Origin of the sequence: Microbacterium sp. LWO12-1.2, from assembly GCF_040675875.1 — a bacterium.
Classification (GTDB): Bacteria; Actinomycetota; Actinomycetes; order Actinomycetales; family Microbacteriaceae; genus Microbacterium.
In genome coordinates this window covers 3,270,129-3,293,010 of sequence record NZ_JBEGII010000001.1, presented here as the reverse complement: position 1 = coordinate 3,293,010, position 22,882 = coordinate 3,270,129, and the positions used below count along the sequence as shown (strand labels likewise).

At 67.4% G+C, this 22,882-nt stretch carries 16 protein-coding genes and 2 tRNA genes; 6 read left to right on the top strand and 12 right to left on the bottom strand.

Features of this window, described 5'->3' with window-relative positions:
- Positions 1 to 39 precede the first annotated feature (39 nt).
- Positions 40 to 6,063 (bottom strand): GH92 family glycosyl hydrolase, encoded by a 6,024-nt coding sequence (locus tag MRBLWO12_RS15730; protein WP_363557120.1) that lies wholly within the window; start codon positions 6,061 to 6,063, stop codon positions 40 to 42.
- Between the two features lie 191 nt (positions 6,064 to 6,254).
- Here MRBLWO12_RS15730 and MRBLWO12_RS15725 point away from each other — a divergent pair, with 191 nt between their 5' ends.
- On the top strand, positions 6,255 to 7,295 hold the full coding sequence (locus tag MRBLWO12_RS15725; protein ID WP_363557117.1) for a LacI family DNA-binding transcriptional regulator: 1,041 nt from the start codon (positions 6,255 to 6,257) through the stop codon (positions 7,293 to 7,295).
- Positions 7,296 to 7,382: 87 nt separating this feature from the next.
- Here the strand turns inward: MRBLWO12_RS15725 and MRBLWO12_RS15720 are convergent, their stop codons facing one another.
- A complete protein-coding gene (locus tag MRBLWO12_RS15720) occupies positions 7,383 to 8,282 on the bottom strand; it encodes a hypothetical protein (RefSeq protein ID WP_363557115.1) in 900 nt (299 codons plus the stop codon).
- A gap of 128 nt (positions 8,283 to 8,410) precedes the next feature.
- Between MRBLWO12_RS15720 and MRBLWO12_RS15715 the strand changes: the two genes are divergently transcribed.
- On the top strand, positions 8,411 to 8,998 hold the full coding sequence (locus tag MRBLWO12_RS15715) for a helix-turn-helix domain-containing protein (RefSeq protein ID WP_363557113.1): 588 nt from the start codon (positions 8,411 to 8,413) through the stop codon (positions 8,996 to 8,998).
- A 79-nt stretch (positions 8,999 to 9,077) separates the two neighbouring features.
- On the opposite strand, the gene ilvD is transcribed toward MRBLWO12_RS15715, so the two are convergent.
- Complete coding sequence (gene ilvD / locus MRBLWO12_RS15710; RefSeq protein ID WP_363557111.1) at positions 9,078 to 10,982, bottom strand: dihydroxy-acid dehydratase; 1,905 nt, start codon at positions 10,980 to 10,982, stop codon at positions 9,078 to 9,080.
- A gap of 77 nt (positions 10,983 to 11,059) precedes the next feature.
- Here ilvD and MRBLWO12_RS15705 point away from each other — a divergent pair, with 77 nt between their 5' ends.
- A complete protein-coding gene (locus tag MRBLWO12_RS15705) occupies positions 11,060 to 11,887 on the top strand; it encodes a helix-turn-helix transcriptional regulator (RefSeq protein ID WP_363557109.1) in 828 nt (275 codons plus the stop codon).
- Between the two features lie 38 nt (positions 11,888 to 11,925).
- Complete coding sequence (locus MRBLWO12_RS15700; protein ID WP_363557107.1) at positions 11,926 to 12,564, top strand: hypothetical protein; 639 nt, start codon at positions 11,926 to 11,928, stop codon at positions 12,562 to 12,564.
- Here MRBLWO12_RS15700 and MRBLWO12_RS15695 read toward each other — a convergent pair.
- Positions 12,552 to 13,157 (bottom strand): hypothetical protein, encoded by a 606-nt coding sequence (locus tag MRBLWO12_RS15695; protein ID WP_363557105.1) that lies wholly within the window; start codon positions 13,155 to 13,157, stop codon positions 12,552 to 12,554. The genes MRBLWO12_RS15700 and MRBLWO12_RS15695 overlap by 13 nt on opposite strands.
- A gap of 62 nt (positions 13,158 to 13,219) precedes the next feature.
- Between MRBLWO12_RS15695 and MRBLWO12_RS15690 the strand changes: the two genes are divergently transcribed.
- A complete protein-coding gene (locus MRBLWO12_RS15690) occupies positions 13,220 to 13,516 on the top strand; it encodes a hypothetical protein (RefSeq protein ID WP_363557103.1) in 297 nt (98 codons plus the stop codon).
- Between the two features lie 165 nt (positions 13,517 to 13,681).
- Here MRBLWO12_RS15690 and MRBLWO12_RS15685 read toward each other — a convergent pair.
- The 5 genes from MRBLWO12_RS15685 to MRBLWO12_RS15665 all read right to left on the bottom strand — a co-directional run bounded on the left by MRBLWO12_RS15685 (position 13,682) and on the right by MRBLWO12_RS15665 (position 16,814).
- Positions 13,682 to 13,754: transfer RNA gene (locus tag MRBLWO12_RS15685), tRNA-Ala, on the bottom strand.
- A 25-nt stretch (positions 13,755 to 13,779) separates the two neighbouring features.
- A tRNA-Ile gene (locus tag MRBLWO12_RS15680) sits at positions 13,780 to 13,853 on the bottom strand.
- 86 nt (positions 13,854 to 13,939) lie between these two features.
- On the bottom strand, positions 13,940 to 14,872 hold the full coding sequence (locus tag MRBLWO12_RS15675) for a hypothetical protein (protein ID WP_363557101.1): 933 nt from the start codon (positions 14,870 to 14,872) through the stop codon (positions 13,940 to 13,942).
- Positions 14,869 to 15,558, bottom strand: coding sequence for a response regulator transcription factor (locus MRBLWO12_RS15670; protein ID WP_363557099.1), 690 nt, complete (start codon positions 15,556 to 15,558; stop codon positions 14,869 to 14,871). The genes MRBLWO12_RS15675 and MRBLWO12_RS15670 overlap by 4 nt, the downstream gene beginning before the upstream one ends.
- A complete protein-coding gene (locus MRBLWO12_RS15665) occupies positions 15,546 to 16,814 on the bottom strand; it encodes a sensor histidine kinase (protein WP_363557097.1) in 1,269 nt (422 codons plus the stop codon). Before MRBLWO12_RS15665 ends, MRBLWO12_RS15670 begins: the two co-directional genes overlap by 13 nt.
- Before the next feature lie 118 nt (positions 16,815 to 16,932).
- Between MRBLWO12_RS15665 and MRBLWO12_RS15660 the strand changes: the two genes are divergently transcribed.
- The gene (locus MRBLWO12_RS15660) at positions 16,933 to 17,643 is read left to right on the top strand and encodes a VIT1/CCC1 transporter family protein (RefSeq protein WP_363557095.1); all 711 of its coding nucleotides are present in this window, start codon (positions 16,933 to 16,935) and stop codon (positions 17,641 to 17,643) included.
- Between the two features lie 66 nt (positions 17,644 to 17,709).
- On the opposite strand, the gene MRBLWO12_RS15655 is transcribed toward MRBLWO12_RS15660, so the two are convergent.
- The 3 genes from MRBLWO12_RS15655 to gyrB all read right to left on the bottom strand — a co-directional run bounded on the left by MRBLWO12_RS15655 (position 17,710) and on the right by gyrB (position 22,861).
- Positions 17,710 to 18,114: a DUF3566 domain-containing protein gene (locus MRBLWO12_RS15655; RefSeq protein ID WP_247628477.1), complete on the bottom strand. Its 405-nt coding sequence runs from the start codon at positions 18,112 to 18,114 to the stop codon at positions 17,710 to 17,712.
- Positions 18,111 to 20,672 (bottom strand): DNA gyrase subunit A, encoded by a 2,562-nt coding sequence (gene gyrA / locus MRBLWO12_RS15650; RefSeq protein WP_363557092.1) that lies wholly within the window; start codon positions 20,670 to 20,672, stop codon positions 18,111 to 18,113. Before gyrA ends, MRBLWO12_RS15655 begins: the two co-directional genes overlap by 4 nt.
- 74 nt (positions 20,673 to 20,746) lie before the next feature.
- On the bottom strand, positions 20,747 to 22,861 hold the full coding sequence (gene gyrB / locus MRBLWO12_RS15645; protein WP_363557090.1) for a DNA topoisomerase (ATP-hydrolyzing) subunit B: 2,115 nt from the start codon (positions 22,859 to 22,861) through the stop codon (positions 20,747 to 20,749).
- Positions 22,862 to 22,882 lie beyond the last annotated feature (21 nt).

Genomic DNA, 22,882 nt, shown 5'->3' with positions numbered 1-22,882 from the left:
AACGGGATGGGCGGCTTCGGTATGCGGAGCCCCTGGGGGTCAGGACTCCACGCGACGCCGGCGGACGACGAGCACGCCACCGGCGGCGAGCAGCACCAGCAACAGGCTGATGAGCGTCAGAGGGATCGCTCCACCCGTTCCTGCCAGTCCGTCGCCGCCACCGGCCGCAGCGGTCACCCGCAGGGCGCCCTCGGCACTCAGACCGGAGTCGACGCCTTCCGCGATGAGCGTGTGGGCGCCCACCGGAGCGGATGCCGGCACCGTCAGCTGCACGCGGAACGCTCCGGTGCCGTCTGCCGTGACCTCACCGAGGCGGATCGGGTCGGAGTGCAGTGTGAGGGTGACCTTCTCACCCGAGGCGAAGCCGCGGCCGATCACCTCGACGCTGCCGCCCTGCATCACGCTCTTCTGACCGATCACGAGCTCGGCCTCCAGCACCGGGGTGCCTCGGACCTCGAGCGTGAGCGGCGCAGACTCGGAGCCGCGGTAGGCCTCCGGGTCCGACGGCACGAACCGCGCCACGAAGGTGTGCGTACCCGAGGTCGCGATCAGCACATCGGCCGTCGCAGTGCCTGCGGTGACGGTGGCCGAGCCGACCACGGTGTCACCCTCGATGAAGTCGACCTTGCCCGCCGCGCCGGCCGGGGTGACCGTCGCGGTGAGCTCGACCGACTCGCCGGCGACGGCGTCGTCTGTGCCCGCGGTCAGGGTGACCGAGGTGCTCTGCGGCGCCGAGGTCTCGGCGGTGACCCGGAGTGACGTCCGGGCTTCGACGTTCGAGACGTCGCCCAGCGCCACCACGGGGTGATCGCCATCCACCGCATCCTCCGGCACGATGATGTCGCCGCGGATCGCGCCGTCGTCATCAGCCTTCACGACCACCGCCTCCTCGTCGTCGATGCGGATCGACACGTTCTCGCCGGGGGCGAAGCCGGTGCCGGTGATCTCGACCGAGTCGCCGGGGTGGGCTTCTTCGGGTGCCGCGATCTCCGGAGCGTACTCGGGCTCCGGCTCCTCGACCGCGATCTCCAGCGTCGCATCCGCCGACTGCACACCGTCGTCCGCCGTGACGGTCACCGTGAAGGTGCCCGCCGTGGCGTAGGTGTGACCGGCGGCGACGGCGCCGTCCTCGACATCGACCGCGGCGACGGGAGAACCGTCACCCCAGTTGACGATCGCGGTGCTGTCTCCGGCACCGCCGGTGACCGTGGCGAGCGTCGCGTCGAATGCCTCACCGGCGATCTGACCCGACACCGTGCCGGCCTCGACGTTCAGCGGTGCAGCGGCCGAGCGGTCGCCGTCGGAACCGATGGCGAAGATGTGCACGCGTCCGTCGTTCAACGAACCCGGCTCCTTCGGCATCGTCAGCGACTCGACGACCTTCGGGGCACCCTTGTCATCGACATCGAGCGTGATCGGCGCGGTCGCGAAGATCGCCGTGTTCTTGGCGCCTCCCGATTCCGCACCCGTCCCGGAGAGACGACCCTCCGAGATCGTCAACACGGTGTTCTGCTTGTAGGGGTTGCCGGATGCTCCGACCCAGTCGCCGAGGCTGATCGTCACCGTCTGCGTGCTGCCGTCGGTGAAGTGCAGCACGGCCTCCGAGTCGCGGTTGCTCTCGGTCGCCGTTCCGATAAACGAGAGCTGCGTGGCGCCGGAGCCGAGCGACAGGCGCACGGTCTGGCCCTCGCCGGTGATGTTGTCGGGTGCACCTGCCGGGATCGCCGGGAGGTCGTACGTCAACTCGGTGCCGGGGATGGTCAGCGTCTCGCCCTGCACGAACCCGTCGGCGACGAGCTTGTCGCGGTAGTAGCCGTGACCCTGCGAATCGCAGTTGGCCGCGGTGACTCCCAGGTCGCCGATGCAGACGTTGTTGAACGCGCCGACCAGCGTCTCGTCGCGGTAGACCGTGACGGTCGCCGTGGTCTGGGCCACTGCGCCGCTCGAGTCGCGCACCGTGACGGCAGCCGAGTACGTGCCAGGAGCGGTGAAGGTGTGCGGTGCGCTCACCTTCCAGCCACCCAGATCATCGCGCACCAGCTTCACATCGGTCATCTCGGCGCCGTCACCGTAGTCGACCGTGACGGTGTAGCCGGAGGCCTCCGTCTCGGTGCCGACGATCGTCGCGAGCGAACCGGTGAACTCGGTGTCGACCTTCACCCGCTGCGGGGCGCCGGCCGAGATCTGGAGTCCGTCGGCGGCGGATGACGAGGCGAACAGCTCGACCTCCGACAGCGACAGCGTCTCGCTCTTCGACGTCAGCGTGAGCTTCACGCTCGTGAAGCCATCCGCGTTCTGAGCCGTGAACGGCCGGGTCTGGGTGTCCCACATGAATGTCTCGCCCTCGCGGCTGTCGATCTCGGTCCACGTCTTGCCGTCGACCGATCCCTGCAGCGTCCAGCTCGACGGAGCATCCGCCTTCGCGGCGCTCGTCAGCGTGTACTGACCGATCGAGACCGGTCCGGACTGCGAGGTCCACACCAGTTCGGTCGAATCGCCTGCGAAGGTGACCTTCGAGTTCATGTTGTCGTCGATCAGCGAGCCGACGGGAGTCCCGTCGGTGGCCGTGAGCGTGCCGCGGCCGACCTTCGTGGCATCCACCAGGGTGGTGGGCACCTCGAGCTCCTCACCCAGGTCCTTGCTGCCCCAGGCCGAGGGCTCAGCGCTCATCGTGAAGTCGAGCGTTCCTCCCTCGCGCACCAGATCGCCGTCGAACGTGGTCTCTTCGACGGCCGTGCCGTTGATGCTGACACCCGCGACGTAGTCCTTGCCCGCCGACGCTCCCGGTGCGTTGATGACCAGGTCGGTGCCGCCGATCGAGAGCGTCGCGCTGTCGAACAGCGGCGTACCGATCGTGTAGTTCCCCGATCCCACCTCGAGCGGGTAGAAGCCGAGGGCCGAGAAGACGTACCAGGCCGAGAACTCGCCGTTGTCCTCATCGCCCGCGTAGCCCTGGCCGATGTCGGAACCCACGAAGAGGCGGTCCTGGATGTCGCGGATCAGCTCCTGCGCCCCTGAGGGGTCGCCCGCCTCGGCGAGCACGTAGGGGATGTGGTGCGCGATCTGGTTCGACATCCCGAGCATGCCCAGGCGCACATCGCGTGCCTCGCGTGCCTCGTGGATGCCGGAGTAGTCCGCCTTCTCCCGCGTGGTGAGGAAGTCGTGCATGACGTCGACGAGTTCCTGTCGTCCGCCGTACAGCGCGGCGAGACCGTCGACGTCGTGGGGGGCGTGGAATCCGAAGGTCCAGGCGCTGGCCTCGGTGAACGCGCCACCCCAGGCCTTCTTGTCGAAGTCGGCGCCGGAGGTCCAGCTGCCGTCCGCGTTGCGCGAGGTGAACGTGCCCGCTTCGGGGTTGTACATCTCGACGTAGTGCTCGGCCCGTGCTTCGAAGTACGTCGCCTCCTCCTTCAGCTGTGCGACGCGGTCGGTCGGCGTCTTCGGGTCTTCCGAGAGGGCCTTCGCCATCTCGGCGATGCCGAAGTCGTTGATGTAGCCCTCGAGCCCCCACGACGCGCTCTCGTGGGTGCTCGCCTCGGTGTAGCCGAGGAAGATCGACTGCCCGAGACCCTTGCGCCCGACGGCGTTGGATTCCGGGAGCACGGTGGCGTTCTTGACGGCCGCGTCGTATGCCTCGAGCGCGGTGTCGGTGCTGAGGGCACCAGCGAGATAGGCATCTGCGAAAGCGACGTCGGAGCTCGTCCCGGTCATGAGGTCGGCGTAGCCGGGGGACGACCACCGCGCGACCCATCCACCGTCGCGGTACTGCTGCACGAAGCCGTCGACGAGTTCTTCGGTCACGTCGGGGTAGAGCAGCGAGTACAGCGGCCAGGCCGTGCGATACGTGTCCCAGAATCCATTGTTGACGTAGATCTTGCCGTCGACGATCTCGGCGTTGGTCTGCGTGTCGCTCGCCGATCCGCTGGTCGCGGAGACCGGGCTGGCGTACTTGTAGACCGGCTTGGTGGCCGTACCCGTGTTCTCGAACTGCGAGTTCGGGTACAGGTTCAGGCGGTACAGGCTCGAGTACAGCGTCACCAGCTGGGTGTCGCTCGCGCCCTTGACGTCGTGCACGACGCTGAGTCGCTCGTTCCATGCATCGCGGACCGCCTTGTGAGCGCGGTCGAACGAGACGCCCTCGAGCTCGAAGCCGTGGTTGGCCTTCGCCTGGTCCTGCGAGATGAACGACGACGACAGACGCAGCTCGACCGTGCGGTCGGTGGTGGTGTCGAAGGCCGCGTAGCGCGCCGTGCCGTTGCGGTCGCCACGTGTCGTCGCGCCGGATGCCGTGGGCTCGCGGTCGAACGTGCCGTAGACGAACATGCGGGTGCGCCCGGGGTAGCCGGATCCGCCATCGACCCATCCACTCACTGTGTCGCCGGAGATCGTGAGCTTCGAGCTGTTCACGAGCTGGTCGATCAGCACGGAGCTGGCGTCACCGGTGAACTCGAAGCGGTAGATCGCGCCGTGGTCGGTCGCGGTGACCTCGGTGTTGATGCCGTTGTCGAACTCGACGCCGTAGATGTCGGGCCGGGCGGTCTCGTTCTCGTGACGGAACGTGAGCTTGCGGTCGTTCAGCGACGATGTGGGGTTCGCGTTCGCGGCGGGCAGCACGGCGATCTGGTTGCGATCGCCCATCCAGATGCTCGGCTGGTGCGAGAAGCCGATGCCGTTCAGAGCCGGCAGGTTCTGCGCGTTGTTGGCGCGCTGGTACTGGTAGAGCGTGCCGACGTTGTCGGCGTTGGTCATCGGCGTGATGAAGTTGAAGCCGTTCGGCCACGCGGTCGCCGGCAGGTTGTTGCCGCGCGAGAATCCACCGGTCGAGTTCGTGCCGCGGCGGGTGTCGACGTAAGAGACGAGTCCGTCGGTGGTGTCGAGCTCTTCGGCCGCACCGATCGCGACGTCGTCCAGCCAGCCGCTGAAGGCGGTCTCGCCGGTGGGCACCTCGACGCCCTTGACGTCGGTCCCTGGGTGGTCATACGTGAAGAGGATGTCGTCGACCGTGCGTCCGGCGAACTGGCCGAGGTCGACCGTCACCTTGTTCCACTGGTTGGGCCACAGCACGTTGGACTGCCCCTGCTGCCGCGCGTTCGCACCGTAGCCGTAGGAGTCCACGGCGCCACTGGTGGAGAGCGAGGTGCCGTCATCGAAGGTCAGGTCGACCGCGACGAACGTGGCGGCGTAGGTCTGCTCGCCGTCGAGCACGGGGAAGACGAGGTACGACAGCTCGCTGTCATCCGCGACCGCGAGGTCGACGTCGTCGTACAGGACGCTCGTCGACGAGGCGGGGCCGGCGGCGAGGTGGCGTCCGGTGTACTGCAGCGCCTTCGTGCCGGTGAACCCGACACCGGTCTTCGCCGTATCGGAGCTGGTGGGGCCGTTGCCGATCTGCAGCTTGAGGTCGGCGGGCTCTGGCGATGCGCCGTCGACGGCGATGGGCTCCCATCCGGCCAACTGCACGATGTTCTTGCTGGGGGTCTTGGTGGCGAGCACGTCGAGCCGGTAGTACGTGTACTCGGCGCTCGGTGCCGCGAGAGTGAAGGTGCGTGTCTCGCCGCGGCCGCTGAACAGCTCGCCGCTGCGCTCGTCGACGGTGACCCAGTCGGTGCCGTTGTTCGAGCCCTGCACCCGGAAGTCCTTCGGGTCGCGGTCGGGCTCGTCGTTGCCGGAGGTGAGGGTGTAGCGCACCATGGGCTGCGGCTGCGCGAGCTGATACTGCACCCACGCCTTGTTCGTGAAGGCGAGCCACTTCGAGGAGGCGTTGCCGTCGGCGAGGAAGGCTGCACCTTCGTTCGGAGTGTTCTGGGCGGATGCCGTCACGGCAGTGACGCCGCCGAGCACGCTGCCGGGGGCGAACTGGCTGCCGGTGACGTTGATCGCGTTGCCGGTGCCGGTCAGCGCGGGCGCGGCATCAGTCGACTCGAACGATGACGCGAACGTCGAACCGGCCGCAGCGGACGCCTGAACCGGCGTCAGCATGGCCAGGCTCACCGTCACCGCGACGCCGGCCGCCGCCCATGATCGGCGGGCGGGTCGTGCATTCCTCGGGCTGGGGACCCTCATGGTTGCTCCTCAAACTCCACTGCTGTGTGTCGTCCGTCTGCCGCGGGCCTTCCGATGAGACCGCGTGACGATATGACATCGCTGTCATATGATGAGGACGCTACCACAGCGTTCGCCGTGCAGGGAAGGTGCATCTCGCAGCGACCGACCGCGATAATGAGCTATCCGCCCCCGGCGGACGAGGGGGACGCATGACACGAACAGACGATGAGGCGACGCCGCGACCGACCCTCGCGCAGGTCGCCGCCCGTGCGGGCGTCAGTCTGAAGACGGCGTCCCGAGCTCTCGGCGGCGAGTCCTATGTGAGTGCGAAGACGCTGGCGAGCGTGCTGGCCGCAGCCGCCGAGCTCGACTATCAACGCAACGCCGCCGCGAGCCTGCTCGCCAGCGGACGGCTGGCCGAGTCGATCGGACTCATCACGGGCGACTTCACCAACCCCTTCTATTCCGCGCTCGCGCAGGCCATCGAAGATGAGATCCGCCCCCGCGGCATGCACCTCTCGGTCGCGAACTCCCGCGAGTCTGCCGAGCAGGAGCAGCGCGTGGCCCACGACCTCGCCGACCGACAGACCAAGGCCGTGATCACGGTCTCCGCCATGACCGACCACTCCGAGTACGCCCAGCTCCAGGCCCGCGGCATCCCCGTCGTCTTCGTGGACCGCCCCGCCGAGAACCTCGACGCGGACTCGATCGTCTTCGACAACCGCGAGGGCGGGCGGCTGGCCGCCCGGCACCTGATCGACGCCGGCCACCACCGCATCGCCTTCATCGGCGACTACGCCTGGCTGCCCACGTATCGCCAGCGCCTCGCCGGCATGGGCGACGTGCTCGACGATCTCCCTCGCGGCGAAGGCGCGGACTGGCGCGAACTGCTGCGCACCGACGCCCACGACGTCGCCTCCTCGCGCGAGTGCATGCGCGGGCTGCTCGCCCTCGAGAACCCGCCGACCGCGGTGGTCGCGGGGAACAACCGCATCCTCCTCGGTGTGATGGAGGAGATCGCCGATCACCCGCAGGCGTCTCCCGCGGTGATCGGCTTCGACGAACCGGAGTGGGCGCAGGTGCTCGGCATCAGCGTCGTCACCGGCGACGTCGAGGCACTGGGGCGTCAGGCCGCACGCCTCGCCGTCGCGCGCCTGAGCGACCGCACCCGCGCCTACGAGAGCGTCGTGATCCCGATGCAGCTCATCGCACGGCGATCGACGGTCGCGTCCCTGGGCTCGACCGACTGAGCCTTCCGGCCGCGCTCGCCCGAGCCAGCCCCCGAGGGGTCAAGACACGCCGTGGACGGATGCCGGGGCGCGGCGTGTCTTGACCCCTCACGCCAGGAGGACACTGACCTCGTCGACCGTGACCAGGTCGGCCATCGTCACGGCACCGTGGGTCGAGCCGGCGATTCGGGCCGCGGCGAGGGCGGTGAGCCTGCCGGTCGCCTCGGACTGACCGGAGCCGGCGGCCTGCCGACGCTCGCCCGTGCGCCGGTTGCGGGCGACGACATGCCAGTCGTCGCTGCCCACGTGCGGGGCGATCGAGAGCACCCCGCGCAGTGCGGGCAGGCGTCCCACCAGATCGAGGGATGCCGTCATCGCCGCCGAGCCGAGCGTGAGGTACGAGCGGATGGCGGGTGCCCCGGTCGGCGCCAACAGGATGTGGTCGGGGAAGTCCGCACGGAGGTAGCGGCGGGTGCGACCGTCCGGCCCCTCGACACGCAGGCTCGTGCGGAAGTTGCGCACCCTCCCGGCCTCGGGCGGCAGGTGCACATCGGTGCCGACGAGTCCTGCCGTCCAGGCGACTGCGGCCGGTCCGTGCTTCTCTCCGCTGCCGAGCATCACCAGCACGTCGATCTGGTCGTGCGGACGCGTGTCGAGTGCGGCGGCGAGCACCGTCGTCAGGCCCGGGGCGAGCCCGGCGCCGAGCACGACGGGTCCACGTGCGGCATCCCGGAGCGCGGCGAGGTAGCTCCCCGTGGCCGAGATGTCGACCAGCGGCGTGTCCGCCGCCGCGGTTGCGAGCTCAGGGCGCTCGATGCCGGAGGCGTTGATCACGACGTCGTGGTCCGCGGCGAGGACGGCCAGGGACGCGAGGTCTCCACGCAGGTCGATGCGGACCCCACCCGCCTCGGCCCGACTGGCCGCGGTCACGGTGTGATCGAGTCGTTCGAGTTCGCGGCGGATCACGGTGCCGACGGCGCCGCGGGCACCCAGCAGCAGCGCCCTCATCGGATGTTCACGGAGGGAGGTCGTTCGGTCATGGTGCTGCTCCTTCTCGCCCGGCGTGAGTCTCGAGCGGACTCCATCGTCGGACCGCGAGGCCACCGGCATCCATTGTGTTTGCAGATTCTGCAAAGATGGCACGCATGGATGCCGACACCGCCGCCGTGCTGGAGGCCATCGGCCCGCGACTGCGACGTCTGCGCGCGTCACGCACCCTGACGCTTTCCGAGGTCGCCGCTCTCTCCGGCCTGTCCGTGAGCGCGCTGTCGCGCATCGAGACCGGGCACCGGCAGCCGACGCTCGACGCGCTGATCCCGCTCGCCCGCGCGTACGGCGTCTCGCTGGACCGGCTCATCGCCGCACCCGAGACCGGGGATCCGCGGGTGAACCTCGAGCCGCAACGACTCAGCACGGGGGGAGTGGCCGTGCCGCTCACGCAGTACCCCGGGCGCGTGCAGGCGTTCAAGCACGTGCTCGGGCCGCGCGAGCCGGTGCTGGTGAGCCACCGCGGTCACGCATGGATCCACGTGCTCGCCGGACGCCTGCGGCTGATCCTCGGAAGTCAGGAGCACCAGCTCGAACCAGGGGAGCAGGTGGAGTTCGACTCCTCGACCCCGCACTGGTTCGGTCCGGCCGATCAGCTGGCGGTCGAGATCCTGCACCTCTTCGTCCCCGACGGCGAGCGGCCGATCACCCGCGCGCTCCCGACCCCACCCGCGTGAGGGGTCAAGACACGCCGTGCGCCCGCGCGCACTCGCGGCGTGTTCTGACCCCTCACCGGTGAGTGAAGCCGCTCGCCCGTCAGACGAGGGCGGCGGCGGCCTGCAGCTCCTGTGCCCGCAGGGCACGCTCGACCTTCTCGACGTCGCGCACGGCACCGCGGTCGGCGGAGGTCGCCATCGCCGCATACGCGCGCAGCGCCAGCGACACCGGCCGGGCACGATCGACCGGCTGGTAGCCCGGGCCCTCAAGCAGCCGTGCACGCCGCTCCTCGAGCTCGGCCTCGCTCACCTGCAGCGACATGGAGCGTGAAGGGATGTCGATGTCGATGATGTCGCCGTCCTGCACCAGGGCGATCACGCCACCGGCGGCCGCTTCGGGGGAGACATGGCCGATCGACAGCCCCGACGTGCCGCCCGAGAAGCGGCCGTCCGTGATGAGCGCACATACCTTGCCGAGGCCGCGGCCCTTGAGGAACGACGTCGGGTGCAGCATCTCCTGCATCCCTGGGCCGCCCTTGGGGCCCTCGTAACGGATGACGACCACGTCGCCCGGTTGGACCTTCTTGCCGAGGATCTTCGCGACCGCCTCCTCCTGCGACTCGCACACCACGGCCGGGCCGGAGAACACCAGGATCGAGGGGTCCACGCCGGCGGTCTTCACCACGGCGCCGTCGACTGCCAGGTTGCCGCGGAGCACGGCGAGACCGCCATCGACCGAGTAGGCGTGCTCCACATCGCGGATGCATCCGGTCGCGGCATCCTCGTCCAGGGCCGCCCACCGCTCCGACTGCGAGAACGCACTCGACGAGCGCACCCCGCCGGGGGCCGCGTACCAGAGGTCCTTCGCGGCATCCGTCGCCTTGCCGCCGCGGATGTCCCAGTCATCCAGCCAGGCAGCGAACGACGTGGAGTGGATGGTGCTGACGTTCTCGTCGAGCAGGTTGCCGCGGCGCAACTCGCCGAGCACCGCGGGGATGCCGCCGGCGCGGTGCACGTCCTCCATGTAGTACATGCGGCCGTATGCCGGGTTCGGCGCGATCTTCGCGAGGCACGGCACTCGGCGCGAGACCGCGTCGATCTCGTCGAGGCCGAAGCTGATGCCCGCCTCGTGCGCGGCGGCGAGCAGGTGCAGGATCGTGTTGGTCGAGCCGCCCATCGCGATGTCGAGCGCCATGGCGTTCTCGAAGGCCGCGAAGCTCGCGACCTCACGCGGCAGCACCGAGGTGTCATCCTCTTCGTAGAAGCGGCGGGTGATCTCGACCGCGACCTCACCGGCCTTCTCGTACAGCGCACGGCGGGCGGTGTGGGTGGCGAGCACTGAGCCATTGCCGGGCAGCGCGAGGCCGAGCGCCTCGACGAGGCAGTTCATCGAGTTCGCGGTGAACATTCCGGAGCACGAGCCGCAGGTCGGGCAGGCGTTCTCCTCGATGCGCTTCATGTCGGCATCCGACACCGTGTCGTTCGCGGCCTCGGAGATCGCATCGACCAGGTCGAGCGTGCGCACGGAGCCGTCGACGAGGGTGGCCCGTCCGGCCTCCATCGGGCCGCCCGAGACGAAGACGGTCGGGATGTTCAGGCGCAGCGCGGCCATGAGCATGCCGGGGGTGATCTTGTCGCAGTTCGAGATGCAGACCAGGGCGTCGGCCTGGTGCGCATTGACCATGTACTCGACGGAGTCCGCGATCAGGTCGCGCGAGGGGAGGGAGTACAACATCCCGCCGTGGCCCATCGCGATACCGTCGTCGACCGCGATCGTGTTGAACTCGCGAGGAATGCCGCCGGCGGCGGAGATCGCGTCGGAGACGATACGCCCGACGGGCTGCAGGTGGGTGTGACCGGGGACGAACTCGGTGAAGCTGTTCGCGACGGCGATCATCGGCTTGCCGAAGTCGGCGGGGTTGACGCCGGCGGCGCGGAACAGAGCACGGGCTCCTGCGGCGTTGCGGCCGTGCGTGACGGTACGGGAACGAAGGGGGGTGGGCATTCTTCCACCCTGGCGTCTGCCGACACCGGCAGGAAGACGGCGCTGACACTAGTAGTGAGAGCACTAGGTTTGTACCCATGGCCAGCGACGAGCAGCAGCGGAGAGAACTCGGCGCTTTCCTACGCGCCCGCCGCGAGCACCTCGACCGAGCCGCCTTCGGACTCCCGCCGGCCGGACGCGGCCGGACGGTCGGCCTCCGTCGTGAGGAGATCTCGTACCTCTCCGGCGTGAGTGTCACGTGGTACACCTGGCTCGAACAGGGGCGCGACATCAACCCGTCCCGCCAGGTGCTGGATGCGATCGCCACCACGCTGCACCTCACGGTGACCGAGCACGACTACGTGCTGACACTCGCCGGCTTCGCTCCGGCGCGACCGAGCGGCGGCGCCGCGGTCGAGACCGCCCCCGCCCATGTACAGCGGTTCCTCGATGCGCTTGAGGAGCATCCGGCGTATGCGCTGGCACCCGACTGGGGCGTCGCCGGGTGGAATGCGGCCTACGAGGCCCTGTACCCGAACGTGGCACAGACGCCACCGGAACAGCGCAACCTGCTGTGGCTGATCTTCACCGACCCGTATGTGCGCTCGCTGCTCGACGACTGGGATGTCACCAGCCGCCGGTTCCTGGCCGAGTTCCGCGCCGAAGCAGGCCCGCGCCTGGGCGACCCCCGCTACCGCGACCTCGTCTCGCGCCTGGTGGAGGCGAGCCCGGAGTTCCGCGAACGCTGGGAGAGCCACGACATCCGTGGGTTCCAGTCCCGTGAGCGCGTATTCCAGCATCCGGAGCTCGGCCGACTGGTCTTCGAGCACCACCAACTGCGCCCCTCGGATCAGACCGAGATCCAGCTCGTCGTGTACACGCCCGACGAGGCGACGCGCGAGCGGTTCGGGAGACGCGTGCGCTGACACTCGAGAGTGTCAGCGCGGTGAGGAAGGATGAGCGGATGGCGTTCACACCGTTGCGATCCAAGTCCCGCAGTCTGTACCCGTGGTTCGCGACGCGTCGCGACCTCTTCGAGTCGGAGCGATCCCCCAAGAAGACGACCACGTGGGGAATCATCGCCGGGCTCATGGCGGTGCTCGCGCTGCTGATCTATCTGAACCCCGAAGCGACCGTCGACCTCCTCGGTGGCCGGGTCAGGAGCGGCCTGGCGATCGGCGGTGCTTTCGCTCTCCCGCCCGTCGTGTTCGTGGTGAGCATCGTGATGATCTTCGTCGGTGCCCGCCGCTGGCGGATCAAAGGCGGCGGGGTGCTCACGAATCCGGTCATCCACGGCGTCAGCGCAGCCTTCCCGCTCGAGCCGGTGCTGGATGCGATCCGCGCGGGTCGGAGTGAGGGCGACACGATCGTCGCCGGCCTCTCGGCGATGCAGAAGGCCAGAGCTGATGAGCGTCTCCTCACGATCTGGGCATCGGAAGAGGACCGGATCATGTACGTCGGCGTGCTCCGCGTCGACGGCGATGCGGTCTGGATCGATGCCGAACCGTTCCGCGTGGACGGAGACCGGTACTTCGATGCGAAGGAGCTCGACGCTACGGCGCAGCCTTCATCGCTGCCTCCCCGCCGCACTCACGGCCAGTAGGGCTTCGCTCGGTCGGTGAGCTCGCGCATCGCCGTACCGTCGAGCACCACACGGGTCTCCTCGACGCCGAGTGCCGGCCACTGCACCACGAGTTCGATCGGACCCGCCGGGGGCGCGGGCCAGAGCCAGAGCTGGTCCCCGCCGGAGTAGGTGCTGCCTCCGCCGCCGCCACCCTGCCCCTGGTTGCTCAGCACGTGCCCGTGCGGCTCTGACATCGGGTCACCCGCACCGGAGTACGGCGAGTCGGCCAACACCTTCTCGCCGTTGCCGAGCACCATGCCGTACCGGAGTCGGCCGGTCTGCCCCGAGGGGCCGCCGAACGGCATGTATTCCATGAACGTCGAGCACAGCTCGTTCCATTCCGTCATCGGCAGTCCGTTACGGCGAAGGCGGCGATCCACCCGGAACTCCACGCCGTCGCTGTACACCGCCACGGCGACCAGTGCGATCGCGAGATGGTCGGTCACCGCCAGAATCTCCGAGATCGGCAGCAGCGCGGGCAGCTCGCCCTGAGGGCTGCTCCACCACCGCGGTTGCGGGATCTCGCTCTCCTCGGGTTCGGCGATCTCGGGGTCCGGCGGGAAGAACGTCATTCCTCCAGCAGATCACGCCCGCTTCGCGGCACGCAAGAGTGCGGGTTGATACGGTCGAACGCATGAACATGTTCGGCATCGCGATCGCTCTCGCCGGAGTGATCCTGTTCCTGGCAGCTCTGCTCGCCACCATCCGTGCGAACCACGACGCGCCGATTCCGTACTGGACGCGTCCCGCGAGCGAGGGTCGCCACTCGCTGCCCATGCGCGCGCTCGGGGCGGGTCTGACGATCTTCGGTGCCGCACTCATCGCGCAGAGCGCCGGCTGGTGGGCGCTCATCGTCGTGCTGGCGGGCCCGGTTGTCGCGATCGTCGCGATCGTGCTCCATAACGCGAGAGTCCGCCGGCCGGCGCGCTAATCCTCGGACTCGGAGAGTGAGGATTCTCGCCCTCTCCACCGACCTCGGAGTTGTTAACAGAGTTGTTAACACCTGTGGATGACGCCACAGCCTGAAGCGCACTGGACAGAAGAAAAAGGCCCCGAGCGATGCTCGGAGCCTTGATCAAACTGTCTCAACACAGTGTGGAGCCTAGGAGATTCGAACTCCTGACATCCTGCTTGCAAAGCAGGCGCTCTACCAACTGAGCTAAGGCCCCGTGAGGGAATATTGAATTGAAAGTGTGGGGCTACCAGGACTTGAACCTGGGACCTCTTCATTATCAGTGAAGCGCTCTAACCACCTGAGCTATAGCCCCGTCAACCTCCGAAACTTTACCCGAGTTTCACGGAAAATCCGAATCGAGGGCGAGGACCCCTGCGGAGACCTCGCCCTCGATGGAGATCAGCGGCCCGGACGGATGGTCACCCTGCCCGCTTCGAGCGAGACATCGATCGCGCGGCGGGCGTTGGATGACTGCTCGACCTTCGCGTCGAGCGAGCCGGCACTCACATCCTGCGTGATGTTGTACTCGACATCGGGGACCGTCAGATCCAAGGACCCTGCGCTCACCTCGACCGAGGTCCGGCTGGGTGCCGTGCCCGTCAACTCGACGGTGAGATCTCCGGCCGAGACGCCGAGGTCGGCCTCGTCCACGCCATCGAGCAGGATGTCGGCGCGCCCGGCGCTCATGTTCACCTCGAAGGTGGTCGCCGCACCCTGCACGTCGAGCGCCCCGGCGTTCACGTCGATGTCGAGAGCTCCGAAGTCACCGATCACGTCGAGGCTTCCGGCGTTGAGGGTGAGGTCTCCATCGAGTTCCGTGCCCTGCAGGCTCTCAGGCAGCGTCAGAACGGCCACTTCCTCGTCTCCGAACCAGCTTCCGAACCACCAGCCCCACACACCCTGAGGGCTGCGCACGACGAGCTCGTCGCCATCGCGCTCGAAGGTCCATGCCGCGCCGCGGCCGTTCGTGATCGCCAGCTCGGCCTCGTCGACCTTGCCATACTCCACGCGCATGCTGCTGGCATCCGCACTGATGTCGATACCGGTGATGCCGTCGGTCGACACGGTCTGCACGGAGTCAGGAGCGCTCGACGACATGATGCTCCCGGCAGCAGCGGCCGCTGCGGCGCCACCGGAGCCCAGCAGCGCGATGCCCCCGACCACAGCCGTCACGACCATGACCGCGGTGGCACCGGAGGAGCGCCCTCCTGCCGGAGGTGCTGGCTGCGTCTGCGGCACGGGTGCCGGTGGAACGGGCTGCGCCGGACCGGATACCGGCGGGGGAGTGAGCGGCGTGTGACCACCCTGGAAGTCGTTCTGCTCAGTGGTCATCGTGCCACTCCTGTCTGGCCGGTCGGAGGCGTCGGGCCTCCGGTGTTCTCGATGTGAGCGAGGGCGGCGAGCACGCGGCGGTTTCCCGACTCGTCCTGCTCGAAGCCCAGCTTCTGGAAGATGGCGGTGATGTTCTTCTCGACACTCGCCTCCGAGAGGAAGAGCAGTGCGGCGATCGCCTGGTTGGACTTGCCCTCGGCGATGAGCGCCAGCACGGTGCGCTCGCGCTCGGTGAGGCGCAGCATCCGGTCATCGCGATTGCGGCGGGTGAGCAACTGGGCGACGACCTCGGGGTCGAGCACGGTCGCTCCTTCAGCGATGCGCTGCACCGAGGCGAGGAACTCCGACACGTCAGCGACCCTGTCCTTGAGCAGGTAGCCGAGTGGCCCACCCTGCGCCGCGATCAGATCCGACGCGTACCGCTCTTCGACGTACTGCGAGAGCACCAGGATCGCCAGCTGAGGGTGCGTGGACCGCAGTCCCAGAGCCGCCCGGATGCCCTCGTCGGTGAAGGTCGGGGGAAGCCGCACATCCAGGATGCAGAGCTCCGGGTCGGTGCCGGTGACCGTCTCGACGAGACCACTGGTGTCGGGGAGAGCGGCGACGACCTCATGACCGGCATCCTCGAGGAGACGGACGAGACCTTCGCGCAGCAGGACGGAGTCCTCACAGATCAGGATGCGCATGGCACGTTCACCTCCAGGCTGGTCGGGCCGCCCTGCGGGCTGTCGAGTCGGAAAGTCCCGCCGGCGGCGAGCACACGGTTGGCGATGCCGTCGAGTCCGCCACCGGGCTGCACCTGCGCGCCACCCATGCCGTTGTCCTCGACGCGTGCCCAGAGCGTGTTGCCCTCGCGGATCCGCACGGTGACGCGTGCCTCACTCGCCCGCGAGTGCTTCGCGGCGTTGGTGAGTGATTCGGCGATGGAGAAGTACACGGCGGCCTCGGCATCCCGACTGCACCGCCCATCCATCCGCACATCCAGATGCACGGGGATGTGCGAGCGTCCGGCCAGCGCCGACAGCGCCGCATCCAGACCACGATCGTCGAGAACCGACGCATGGATGCCTCGGGCGAGCTGCCGCAGCTCGGTGATCGCGGCCTTGGTGGAGGTGTGCGCCTCGGCGATCAGCTCCTTCGCCGTGTCGGGGTCGTTGTCGATCTTCTGCTGTGCCAGACCGAGCGTCATGCCGACCGACACCAGTCGCGGCTGGACGCCGTCATGCAGATCCCGCTCGATGCGGGTGCGCTCGAGGTCGGCGGCACGGACGGCACCCTCGCGCTGCGCCGTCGACGTGCGCACCTTCTCGGTCAGTTCGGTCTCTCGGCTGCGGATCACGATCGCGAGCGACAAGGTGCGGTGCAGCAGTGCGAGCCCGATCATGCCGACGATGGACGCGGCGATCCCCAGGATGCCGACCAGCGGCGCCCAGGCCACGGGAATGCCACCGCCGCCGAACGGGCCCATCACAGAATCCGCCGAGGTCAACGGAGCGAAGGAGATGATGATCGACCACACCAGCGTCCACGCGAGCCGGAGCACGATGAAGCCGAGGATCGCCGCGATGGCGAAGTTGGCGATCGCACGCCACATGCGTCCGTCGATGGCCTGTCGGCCGAGCGAGCGGAGCCATCCGCCGAATCCGGGACGGTCACGGCGCCGCAGACCCAGCGGCGCGATCGGGGTGCGGTAGAGCGCACCGACACGGGCGACCTCGAACCAGCCCACCCCGAACAGCGCGTAGACCAGCCCCACGAGGAGAACGGCACCGATGCCGGCGACGAAGAGCAACCCGAGGCCGGTGCCGAGCAGCCCGCCGAGAGTGGAGAACATGATGCCGCCGATCACGCCCACACCTGCCAGATGCAGGATCGTCGTGAAGATGCGCAGCGGCGGTTTCGCGGCCGTCGCCGGCGGCGGAGTCGCAGTCTGAGTGGTCATGCTTCCAAGGTACGGGCGCCCCGTTCGCGCCGACACCGAGTCATCCGGACTCCTGCGTTCGGGTTTTCCCTACTCTGCGGCTCTGTCCGCCGTCGAGCCGATCTGATTCACTGAGCCCATGACAGTGCATGAAGGAGAGCAGCACACGCCGAACCTCGGTCAGAGGCTGAACTGGCTCCGAGCCGGTGTGCTCGGAGCCAACGACGGCATCGTGTCGGTCGCCTCGCTGCTGGTCGGTGTGGCAGGCGCCACCACCGACAACGCCGCCCTGCTCACCGCCGGCATCGCCGGACTGGTCGGCGGTGCGATCTCGATGGCGTTGGGGGAGTACGTCTCGGTGAGCAGCCAGCGAGACAGCGAACGAGCCCTCATCGCCAAGGAGAGCGAGGAGCTGCGCACCATGCCGCAGGAAGAGCTCGACGAACTCACGGCGCTGTACCGCGAGCGCGGACTCACAGTGGAGACCGCGCGTCGTGTCGCCGAGGAACTCACCGCGCACGATGCTCTCTCGGCCCATCTCGAGGTCGAGTTGGGGATCGATCAGGACGACCTCGTGAACCCCTGGCATGCCGCTCTGTCGTCGGCGATGGCCTTCACTCTGGGCGCACTGCTCCCTCTCCTCGCGATACTGCTCCCCCCACCCGGATGGCGAGTGCCGGTGACCTTCGTCGCCGTGCTTCTCGCCCTCGCACTCACCGGTGCTGTCGCGGCGCGGATCGGAGGGTCGTCTCCTGGCCGGGCCTCTCTGCGATTGGTGGCAGGCGGTGCGCTTGCGCTGCTCGCGACCTGGCTGATCGGTACTCTCCTCGGAACGACGGGTGTCGTCTAGGAACGACGAAGGGCGGATGCCGCAGCATCCGCCCTTCGATCGTCAGGCCTGTGGGCCTCGGCGACGTCAGTTCGACATGAAGCCGACGAGCAGTCCGCCCGTCACCTTCACGGCGAGGTTGTAGATTCCCGCGATCACGGCACCGAGCACCGTGAACACGATCAGGTTCAGGATCGCTACGACGGCGGCGAAGGCCATGACCTGCGGCAGTCCCACGAGCGTGGACAGCGCGATCGCACCATCCGAGAACTTGTTGATGAACTCATCGGCGGTCGCCATGATGCCGGTTGCCTGAAGTACCAGGAAGATCAGGAAGAACGACACCATCGTGACGACCGCGAGGGCCACCGCTCCGAGGAACGAGAGCTTCACTGCCGACCAGAAGTCGACGTAGACGAGACGCAGGCGAACCTGCTTGCCACTGGTTTTTCGTGTGGACTTCTTCGCCAGCTTGTCGGCTACTGTGCTCATGCGTCCGTACTTTCCTCAGGGTTCTGTGTCGTCTCAGGGGCTTCGGATTCCCCCTCCGCCTCTGTGGCGTCCTCGTCGCTTGCGAGGCCCCGCTCACTGTTGCGGGCGATGGCGAGGATACGGTCGGCTTCCGTCGTCCGTGCGAACACCACTCCCATGGTGTCTCGGCCCTTGGCGGGCACCTCGGCCACGGCAGAGCGTACCACCTTGCCGCTGGACAGAACCACCAAGACCTCGTCGTCCTCGGCGACGATCAGACCACCCGCGAGAGTGCCCCGATCATCGTTGAGTTTGGCGACCTTGATGCCCGTTCCGCCTCGTCCCTGCACGCGGTATTCCTCGACCGCGGTGCGCTTCGCGAACCCTCCGTCGGTGACGACGAACACGAACTTCCCGAGTGCGGCGACCGACGCCGACAGCAGGCAGTCGCCGTCGAGCTTGAACTTCATACCCCGCACACCGGCGGTCGCGCGACCCATCGGACGCAGCGCCTCATCGGTCGCCTCGAACCGGACCGACATGCCTCGACGGCTGATCAGGAGGATGTCGTCCTCCTTGTTCACCATGAGTGCGCTGACCAGCTCATCCTCGTCGTTCAGACGGATGGCGATGACGCCGCCCTGGCGGTTGGTGTCGTACGCCTCGAGGCGGGTCTTCTTGACCAGACCCTCTCGCGTTGCGAGCACGAGGTACTCGGCGACCTGGTAGTCGCGGATGTCGAGCACCTGCGCGATGCTCTCATCAGGCTGCAACGCCAGCAGGTTCGCGACGTGCGTGCCCTTCGCGTCGCGGCCAGCCTCGGGCACCTCGTAGGTCTTCGCCCGGTAGACGCGTCCCTTGTCGGTGAAGAACAGCAGCCAGTGGTGGGTCGTCGTCACGAAGAAGTGCTCGACGATGTCATCCGCACGCAGCTGTGCGCCCTTGACGCCCTTGCCACCGCGGTGCTGCGAGCGGTAGTTGTCACTGCGCGTGCGCTTGATGTAGCCCTCACGAGTGACGGTGACGACCATCTCCTCTTCGGCGATGAGGTCTTCCATCGAGACGTCGCCGTCGAAGCCGTGCAGGATGTGCGTGCGACGATCGTCGCCGAAGCGCTCCACGATGGCCGTGAGCTCTTCGCGGATGATGGTGCGCTGACGGGACTCATCGGCGAGGATCGCCTTGAAGTCGGCGATCTGTCCCTCGAGCTCGCTCGCCTCGTCGAGGATCTTCTGACGTTCGAGAGCGGCGAGACGACGCAGCTGCATTCCGAGAATCGCATCGGCCTGGTCGTCGTCGATGTCGAGCAGGGCCTTCAGACCCGAGCGGGCATCGTCGACCGTAGGAGAACGGCGGATGAGCGCGATGACCTCGTCGAGCGCGTCGAGCGCCTTCAGGTAGGCGCGCAGGATGTGCATGCGGGCCTCGGCCTTGCGCAGCCGGAAGCCCGTGCGCCGCACGATCACTTCGATCTGGTGGGTGATCCAGTGCGTGATGAAGCCGTCGATAGCGAGCGTGCGCGGAACGCCGTCGACGATCGCCAGCATGTTCGCGCCGAAGTTCTCCTGCAGCTGCGTGTGCTTGTACAGGTTGTTGAGCACCACCTTGGCGACGGCATCGCGCTTGAGCACGACGACCAGACGCTGACCCGTACGGTCGGAGGACTCGTCGCGGATGTCGGCGATGCCGGTGATCTTGCCGTCGCGGGCCAGATCACCGATCTTCACTGCCACGTTGTCGGGGTTCACCTGGTACGGCAGCTCGGTGATCACGAGGCACGTGCGTCCCTGGATCTCCTCGACGTTGACGACCGCGCGCATCGTGATCGAACCACGACCCGTGCGATACGCCTCGTGGATGCCCTTGGTGCCGAGGATCTGTGCACCGGTCGGGAAGTCCGGGCCTGGTACGCGCTGGATCAGTCCGTCGAGCAGCTCTTCACGAGAGATGCCGGGGTTGTCGAGTGCCCACAGGGCGGCATCCGCAACCTCACGCAGGTTGTGCGGCGGGATGTTGGTCGCCATACCGACCGCGATGCCGACCGAACCATTGACCAGCAGGTTCGGGAAACGCGCCGGCAGAACAGTCGGCTCCTGGGTCTGACCGTCGTAGTTGTCGGTGAAGTCGACGGTCTCCTCTTCGATGTCGCGCACCATCTCGAGCGCGAGCTGAGCCATCTTCGTCTCGGTGTAACGCGGGGCCGCAGCACCCATGTTTCCGGGGGAGCCGAAGTTTCCCTGTCCCTGAGCGAGCGGGTACCGGAGCGACCATGGTTGCACCAGACGGACCAGGGCGTCGTAGATCGCCGAGTCACCGTGCGGGTGGTACTGGCCCATGACCTCGCCGACCACACGCGCGCACTTCGAGAACGACTTGTCGGGGCGGAAGCCACCGTCGTACATGCCGTAGATCACGCGGCGGTGCACCGGCTTGAGTCCGTCACGGACATCAGGCAGCGCGCGGCCGACGATGACGGCCATCGCGTAGTCGAGATAGCTGCGCTGCATCTCCGACTGCAGGTCGACCTGATCGATCTTGCCGTGGTCGTGCGCCGGCTCGGTGCGTTCTTCGTCAGTCATTTGTCATTTCCTGGGTTGCTGAGCTTGTCGAAGCATCCGGGTCCCCTCGACGAGCTCAGGGACCCATGTCTCCACTAGATATCGAGGAAGCGGACGTCCTTGGCGTTGCGCTGGATGAAACTGCGTCGGGACTCGACGTCCTCACCCATCAGCACGCTGAAGATCTCGTCCGCGGCCGCGGCATCCTCGATCGTGATCTGCTGGAGGGTACGAGTGGAGTGATCCATCGTGGTCTCCCACAGCTCCTTCGGGTTCATCTCACCGAGACCCTTGTAGCGCTGGATGCCGGCATCCTTCGGAATGCGCTTGCCGTTGTCGAGACCGTGCTTGAGCAGGGCGTCGCGCTCGGCGTCGCTGAACACGTACTCGTGTGCGGAGTTCGACCACTTCAGGCGGTACAACGGCGGCATCGCGAGGTAGACGAAGCCCGCCTCGATGAGTCCCCGCATGTAACGGAACAGCAGCGTGAGCAGCAGCGTCGTGATGTGCTGACCGTCGACGTCGGCATCGGCCATCAGCACGATCTTGTGGTATCGCGCCTTCTCGATGTCGAACTCTTCACCGATGCCCGTGCCGAAGGCCTGGATCATCGCCTGGACTTCCTTGTTGCCCAGCGCCTTGTCGAGGCGCGCACGCTCGACGTTGAGGATCTTGCCTCGCAGCGCCAGGATCGCCTGGGTGTGCGGGTCGCGCCCCTGCACCGCCGACCCACCTGCGGAGTCACCCTCGACGAGGAAGATCTCGCTGATCGAGGGGTCCTTGCTCGTGCAGTCCTTCAACTTGTCGGGCATCGCCGCCGACTCGAACACGCTCTTGCGACGGGCGGTCTCGCGCGCTTTGCGAGCCGCGAGGCGCGCGGTCGCGGCGTCGAGTGCCTTGCGGATGATGTTCTTCGCCTGGGTCGGGTTGCGGTCGAACCAGTCGCCGAGCTGATCGCCCACGACCTTCTGCACGAACGCCTTCGCCTCGGTGTTGCCGAGCTTGGTCTTGGTCTGACCCTCGAACTGCGGCTCGCCCAGCTTGATCGAGATCACCGCGGTGAGTCCCTCGCGCACATCGTCGCCGGAGAGATTGTCGTCCTTCTCCTTGAGGATGTTGTTCGCACGGGCGTACTTGTTCACGAGCGTGGTGAGCGCCGCGCGGAAGCCTTCCTCGTGCGTTCCCCCCTCGTGAGTGTTGATGGTGTTCGCGTACGTGAAGACGTTCTCGGTGTACGAGGTCGTCCACTGCATCGCGACCTCGAGCGAGATCTTGCGCGCGACATCCTCGGACTCGAACGCGATGATCTCCTCGTTCACGACCTCTGCGTGACGCACCTTGTTCAGGTACTCGACGTAGTCGACCAGACCGCGCTCGTAGAAGAAGACATCGCCCGGCTGCTTCGTGACAGTCTGCCCGTCGACCTCGATCTCATAGGCGGACTGCGGACGCTCGTCGCGCAGATCGATGCGCAGTCCCTTGTTCAGGAACGCCATCTGCTGGAAACGCGTGCGCAGCGTGTCGTAGTCGAACTCGATCGTCTCGGTGAAGATCTCGGCATCAGGCCAGAACGTGATGGTCGTTCCGGTCTCGTCGGTGGCTTCGCCCTTCTCGAGCTGCTGCTGCGGGGTGCCGCCGTTGGCGAAGCTGTGCCGCCAGACGAAGCCCTTCTGCTTGACCTCGACGTCGAAGCGCGTCGAGAGCGCGTTCACGACGGACGAACCCACACCGTGCAGACCACCGGAGACGGCATAGGCGCCGCCGCCGAACTTCCCACCCGCGTGCAGGATCGTGAGGACGACCTCGACCGTCGACTTCGTCGGATCCGAAGAGTGCGGGTCAACCGGGATGCCGCGGCCGTTGTCGACGACACGCACGCCACCGTCGGCGAGCATCGTGACGAGGATGGTGTCGGCGTACCCGGCCAGCGCCTCATCGACCGAGTTGTCGACGATCTCGTAGACCAGGTGGTGAAGACCTCGGGGACCGGTCGATCCGATGTACATGCCAGGACGTTTGCGAACGGCCTCGAGGCCTTCCAGGATCTGGATCGAGTCCGCACCGTACTCACCCGGCTGCTTCACCTTGGGGGAGATCGATGTGGACCGGGTCCCCTCGTCCGTCGGGGTGTGGGTCTCTGAGCCCGTAGACGGGTTCGAGGTTCCTTCGGTGTTGGATTCCGTCTCGTCAGCAGGGGATTCAGGCGTCATCAGAGGGCATTCTCCACATCG